This is a genomic window from Micromonospora sp. M42, from assembly GCF_000568915.1.
In the GTDB taxonomy this organism is placed as follows: Bacteria; Actinomycetota; Actinomycetes; order Mycobacteriales; family Micromonosporaceae; genus Micromonospora; species Micromonospora chalcea.
Genome location: NZ_KK037233.1, coordinates 1,385,695 through 1,391,739, shown reverse-complemented (window position 1 = coordinate 1,391,739; position 6,045 = coordinate 1,385,695). Strand labels below are relative to the sequence as shown.

General features: G+C 73.8%; 5 protein-coding genes and 3 pseudogenes. All 8 read left to right on the top strand.

Features of this window, described 5'->3' with window-relative positions:
* The coding region (locus tag MCBG_RS06105) for an acyl carrier protein (RefSeq protein WP_198033274.1) at nucleotides 1-232 on the top strand (232 nt) is incomplete at its 5' end.
* 29 nt (nucleotides 233-261) lie between these two features.
* Nucleotides 262-1,215: a TauD/TfdA family dioxygenase gene (locus MCBG_RS06100; protein WP_043324628.1), complete on the top strand. Its 954-nt coding sequence runs from the start codon at nucleotides 262-264 to the stop codon at nucleotides 1,213-1,215.
* A 1-nt stretch (nucleotide 1,216) separates the two neighbouring features.
* Entirely contained in the window at nucleotides 1,217-1,405 is a 189-nt protein-coding gene (locus tag MCBG_RS06095) for an MbtH family protein (protein WP_043324625.1), read from the top strand.
* Nucleotides 1,402-2,205, top strand: a pseudogene (locus MCBG_RS34715) (condensation domain-containing protein); the annotation flags it as partial. The gene MCBG_RS06095 and the pseudogene MCBG_RS34715, both read left to right, overlap by 4 nt.
* 70 nt (nucleotides 2,206-2,275) lie before the next feature.
* A pseudogene (locus MCBG_RS34710) lies at nucleotides 2,276-3,523 on the top strand (AMP-binding protein); the annotation flags it as partial.
* Nucleotides 3,524-3,642: 119 nt separating this feature from the next.
* Nucleotides 3,643-4,512 carry a phosphopantetheine-binding protein gene (locus tag MCBG_RS33700; RefSeq protein ID WP_255358583.1) on the top strand — a complete coding sequence of 290 codons (870 nt, stop codon included), beginning with the start codon at nucleotides 3,643-3,645 and terminating at the stop codon, nucleotides 4,510-4,512.
* Nucleotides 4,512-4,805 (top strand): annotated as a pseudogene (locus MCBG_RS35020) (condensation domain-containing protein); the annotation flags it as partial. The gene MCBG_RS33700 and the pseudogene MCBG_RS35020, both read left to right, overlap by 1 nt.
* 64 nt (nucleotides 4,806-4,869) lie before the next feature.
* Nucleotides 4,870-6,045, top strand: a 1,176-nt coding sequence (locus MCBG_RS06080) for a condensation domain-containing protein (protein ID WP_043324620.1), incomplete at its 3' end; no start/stop codon positions are given.

Genomic DNA, 6,045 nt, shown 5'->3' with positions numbered 1-6,045 from the left:
GGCGTGGACGACGACTTCTTCGGCCCTCGGCGGCAACTCGCTGGTCGCCGTGCAGCTGATCGCCGCCATGCGAAAGGCGACCGGGGTGCGGCTGCCGATGCGCAGCCTCTTCGAGACCCCCACGGTGGCCGGCCTGGCCGCCCGGATCGAGGAGCTGCGCGCCGAGGCGCCCGCCGACCAACCGGCCGCCCCGGCGGCGATCCCGGCCATCCCGCGGCTGCCCCGCGGCTGACACCCGACGGAACAAGGAGACACCGCACCATGAGCGAGACAACCGCGACGCTGCCGGTGGTCGTCGAGAACGACGGCCGACCGCTGACCGACCTCATCGCCGCCCGGCGCGCCGAGCTGCGGGACACCCTCGTCGCCAGCGGAGGGCTGCTGTTCCGCGGCTTCGACGTGGGCGGCGTGGACGGCTTCGACCAGGCCGTACGGGCTCTGGCCGGTGAGCCGCTGACCTACACCGAGCGCTCCTCGCCCCGGCACTCGATCAAGGGCCGGGTCTACACCTCGACCGACTACCCGCCGGACGAGGAGATCTTCCTGCACAACGAGAACTCGTACCAGGCGCGCTGGCCGCTGACGCTGTTCTTCTACTGCGTCACGCCGCCGGACAGTCAGGGCGCCACGCCGCTGGCCGACGTGCGCCGGGTGTACGAGCTGATCGACCCGGCGGTACGTGAGGAGTTCGTCCGCCGCCGCTGGATGCTGGTGCGCAACTTCCACGGCGACTTCGGCACCCGCTGGCAGGAGGTGTTCAACACCGAGAGCCGCGCCGAGGTGGAGGCGTACGCGGCGGACAACGGGATCACCGTGGAATGGGTCGGCAAGGACGGCCTGCGTACCCGCGCGGTCCGGGACGTGGTGCACCACCGGCCGGGCTCGGACACCCCGCGCTGGTTCAACCACGCCACCTTCTTCCACCTGAGCACGTTGCCCAAGGACTACCAGGAAGGGCTGCTGGCCATGTTCGGCGCCGACGGGCTGCCGTCGAACACCTACTACGGCGACGGCGGCGAGATCCCCGCCGACGTGATGGACCACCTGCGCGCCGCCTACCGGGCGGCCACGGTCCGCTTCGACTACCAGCGCGACGACGTGCTGGTGGTGGACAACATGACCGCCGCGCACGGCCGGGAGCCGTTCACCGGCCCCCGCAAGATCGCCGTGGCGATGGCCGAGCCGCACACCCCCGACACCGCAGGAGCGAACTGACATGGCCGAATCCCGATTCCTGGTCGTCCGCAACGACGAGGAGCAGTACTCGATCTGGTCGGCCGACCGCGAGCTGCCCGCCGGCTGGCACGACACCGGCTTCGCCGGCAGCCGCGAGGAGTGCCTGGCCCACGTGGACGAGGTCTGGACCGACATGCGTCCCCGCTCGGTGCGCGAGGCCCTCTCATGACCCAGGAGTGGACGTTCCCGGCCTCCTACGCCCAGGAGCGGGTGTGGATGGCCAACCAGCTCGACGCCGGGTCGCCGGTGTTCAACGTCTCCTTCCCGTGGATGTTCCCCGCCGACGTGGACGCCGAGACGGCCGGCGACGTGGTCAACCGGGTGATCGCCCGGCACGAGGCGCTGCGTACCCACCTGCGGGTCGACGACGGCGCGCTGGTGCAGGTCGTGCGCGCCCACGAGCCGGCGCCGCTGCCCGTCACCGACGTCACCCATCTGCCCGCCGGTGAGCAGCGCGGCGAGTTCGAGCGGATCCGCGGCGAGATGGCGCGCGCCCCGATCCCGATGGACGCCGCGCCGCTGTGGCGGGCCCGGCTGATCCGCATGGAGGACGGGCTCGCGCTGGCGTTCGTGGCGCACCACGCCGTCTTCGACAGCCACTCGGCGGTGCTGTTCCACCACGAACTGGTCGCGTTCTGCGAGGCCGCGCGCACCGGCACCGAGCCCGCCGTGCCCGAGCTGCCCATCCAGTACGCCGACTTCGCGGTCTGGCAGCGCCAGCAGCTCACCGGCGAGGAACTGGACCGGCAGCTCGCCTTCTGGACCGGCCACCTGGCCGGAGCGCCGCCGGTGATCGGCCTGCCGCTGGACCGGCCCCGTCCGGGCCAGCTCGGGTTCGCCGGTGACGAGGTGCGCTTCACGCTGCCCGACGGGCTGCTGGACCGGATCGGCACGCTGGCCACCGGGGCGCAGGCCACCCCGTACATGGTGCTGCTGGCCGGTTTCGCGGCGCTGCTGTCGCGGATCTCCGGCGACACCGAATGGTGTCGGGGTGGCCACCGCGGGCCGCGACAACCCGGAGCTGGCGCCGCTGATCGGCATGTTCGTCAACCCGGTGGCGCTAAAAATAACGACGTCTCCGGCGACCCAGCGTTCGCGGAAACAGCTCGGCCGGATCCGCAACGGCCTGATCGACGCCATGGAGCACGGCCAGGCGCCGTTCCAGAAATCGAAGGCGGTCGACCCGCAGCGGGACCCGTCGGTGCAGCCGATCTTCCAGACCGCCCTGAACTGGATCCCGGACTCCGGCCTCGACCCGGTGGAGCTGGGCACCACGAAGGACGACCTGGCCTTCGACATCACCACCGGGGAGTGCCGCCTGGTCTACCGGACCGAGCTGTTCGACCGGGAGACCGCCGAGGCCGTGGTGCGCCGCTACGTGCGGCTGCTCGCCGCCGCCGTCGCCGAGCCGCAGCGCACCCTCGCCGCGCTGCCGCTGCTCACCGACGACGAACATGACCTGGTGCTGGGCGCCTGGAACGACACCGCCCACGACGTGCCGGCGACCACTGTGGTCGACGAGGTGCAGCGGCAGGCCGCCGCCACCCCGGACGCGCCGGCGCTGGTCTGCGACGGCGCGACGCTGCGCTACGCCGAGCTGAACACCGCCGCGAACCGGCTGGCCCGGCTGCTGGTGGCGCGCGGGGCCGGCCCGGAGACCCGGGTCGCGCTGGCCCTGCCCCGCTCCTGCGACCTCGTCGTGGCGATGCTCGCCGTGCTGAAGGCCGGCGCCGCGTACGTGCCGGTGGACACCACGTACCCGGCCGGGCGGATCGCGTACCTGCTCACCGACGCCGCGCCCGCGCTGGTGGTGGCCGACCCGGACACCGCCGCCCTGGTGCCCGGCGACGCGCTGGTGCTCGACGGCGAGGTCGGCTCCGACCAGCCCGGCGACGACCTCACCGACGCCGACCGGGTCGCCCCGCTGCGCCCCGAACATCCCGCGTACGTGCTCTACACCTCCGGCTCCACCGGCCGGCCCAAGGGCGTGGTGGTCGAGCACCGGGCGGTGACCGCGTACCTGGCCTGGGCCCGGGCCACCTACCCGGGGCTTTCCGGGGTGGCGCTGCTGCACTCGCCGGCCTCGTTCGACCTCACCGTCACCGGCCTGCTCGGCACGCTCACCGCAGGCGGCACGGTACGGCTCGCCGCGATCGACGAGCCCGCCGCCCGCGCCGGTGGGCGGCCGACCTTCCTCAAGGTCACGCCGAGCCACCTGCCGCTGCTCGACGGCGAGCTGTCACCGACGACCGACCTGGTCATCGGCGGCGAGGCGCTGACCGGGGAGCAGCTCGCCGCCTGGCGGGCCGCGCACCCCGACGTGGCGGTGATCAACGAGTACGGCCCGAAGGCCACTGTAGCGTCGCGGCCCGCATCGCCCCCGGCGAGCCGGTCCCGGCCGGCCCGGTGCCGATCGGCACGCCCACCTGGAACACCCGGGCGCTGCTGCTCGACACCGCGCTGCGCCCGGTGCCGCCGGGCGTGGTGGGGGAGCTGTACGTCACCGGCACGCAGCTCGCCCGCGGCTACCACGAGCGGCCCGGCCTGACCGCCGAGCGGTTCCTGCCCTGCCCGTACGGTCCGCCCGGCGCCCGGATGTACGCCACCGGCGACCTGGCCCGCTGGCGCGCCGACGGCACGCTGGACTACCTGGGCCGCCGCGACGACCAGGTCAAGGTGCGCGGCATGCGGATCGAGCTGGGCGAGGTCGAGGCGGCGCTGCTGGCCCACCCGGACGTACGGGCCGCCGCCGCGGCGGTCCGCGCCGACGGCGGCGAGCCGATGCTCGTCGGCTACCTGGTGGGCCCGGCCCACGAGGACTCGGTCCGCGCCGAACTGGCCCGCGAGCTGCCGGCGCACCTGGTGCCGGCCGCCCTGGTCCGGCTGGACGCGCTGCCGCTGACCCCGAACGGCAAGCTGGACCGCGCCGCGCTGCCCGCCCCGGCGTCGGCCGAGACGGCGCAGGACAGCTACGTCGCGCCCCGCACCGAGGCCGAGGCCCTGGTCGCCGAGGTGTACGCCGACATCCTCCAGGTGGAGAAGGTCGGCGCGCACGACGACTTCTTCGCCCTCGGTGGCAACTCGCTGCGCGGCATGCGGGCGATGGCCCGCATCCGCGCCGAGGTGGACGTGGAGCTGCCCATGCGGGCGCTGTTCAGCAGCCCCGTGGTGGCGGACCTGGCCGCCCAGATCGAACAGCGGATCGCCGCCGAGCTCGACGGCCTCTCCGACACCGAGGTCGCCGCGCTGCTCGCGGCGGAAGAGGGAACCAACTGATGACCGACCTGAAGGATCCGGCCCGCGAGGCGGCCCGGCAGGCGCTGATCGCCCGACGGCTACGCGCCCGCCAGACCGCAACCGCGGCCCGGATCGCCCCCCGCCCGGCCGGCGCCGAGGTGCCGCTGTCCTACGCCCAGGAGCGGGTCTGGTTCATGGACCAGCTCGCCCCGGGCGAGGCGGCGTACCACATCGCGGTGCCGCTGCGGGTGCGCGGACCGCTCGACGTGGACGCGCTGCGCGCCGCCCTGACCGCGCTCGCGGACCGGCACGAGTCGCAGCGCACCCGCTTCCCGGCCGACTCCGACGGCCGCCCCACGGTGGTGATCGCGGACACCGCGGACGTGCCGCTTGACGGTGGTGGACGCGCCCGACGAGGCCGCCGCGCAGGCGCTGGTCGAGGCGGCGGCGGCCGAGCCGTTCGACCTCGCCGCGGGGCCGCTGCTGCGGGCCCTGCTGATCCGGCTCGCCGCCGACGACCACGTGCTGTTCCTGGCCCAGCACCACATCGTCGGCGACGGCTGGTCGGTGGACGTGCTGCTGCGTGACCTGATCACGCTCTACCGGGGCGGCGAGCCGCCCGCCCTGCCGATCCAGTACGGCGACTTCGCCGTCTGGGAGGCCCAGGAGCTGGACGGCCCGCAGGCGCGGGCGCACGTCGACTACTGGAAGCAGCGGCTGGCCGGCATCACCCCGCTGGAACTGCCGCTGGACCGGCCCCGCCCGGCCACCCAGACCTACCGGGGCGACTTCGTCGAGTTCCAGCTCGACCCGGCCGCCACCGAGGCGCTCAACACGCTCACCCGCGACAGCGGCGGCACGCTGTTCATGACGTTGCTCGCCGCGTACCAGGTGCTGCTGGCCCGGCACTCCGGCCAGGACGACTTCGCCATCGGCGCGTCGGTCGCCGGACGGTCCGCGCCGGAGCTGGAGAACCTCGTCGGCATGTTCATCAACATGCTGCCGCTGCGCGCCGACCTGGGCGACGACCCGACCTTCGCCGAGCTGCTGGAGCGCACCCGCCGCACCGTGCTGGACGGTTTCGAGCACGCCGAGGTGCCGTTCGCCAAGGTCGTGCACGAACTGGGCCTGCCGCGCGACGTCAGCCGCTCCCCGGTGTTCCAGGCCATGTTCGTGCTGCAGAACTACGAGATGGGCCGGTTCACCGGCGTGTCCCGCACCGACGAGGTCACGTTCACCTGGACCCCGATGGAGTTGCGGGCCACCCGGTTCGACTTCGAGCTGCACGCGGTCGAGACCGTCGACGGGCTCTGGGGCAAGCTGGTCTTCAACACCGACCTGTTCGACCGGGCCACCGTGGAGCGGATGGCGCAGCGGTGGACCGCCCTGCTGGACGCGGTCGTCGCCGCGCCGGACACCCCGGTCTCCCGGCTGCCGCTGCTGCCCGCCGCCGAGCGGGAGCTGCTGGCCGCCTGGAACGACACCAGCGCGACTTCCCGCGCGCCGAGACGCTGCACGGACCGATCGAGGAGCGCGCCGCGGCCACCCCGGACGCGGTGGCGGTCACCATCG

What these genes read in the sequence shown, in the direction of transcription:
- MCBG_RS06100 (WP_043324628.1), top strand. Translation starts at nt 262, where the DNA reads ATGAGCGAGACAACCGCGACGCTGCCGGTGGTCGTCGAGAACGACGGC.
- MCBG_RS06095 (WP_043324625.1), top strand. Translation starts at nt 1,217, where the DNA reads ATGGCCGAATCCCGATTCCTGGTCGTCCGCAACGACGAGGAGCAGTAC.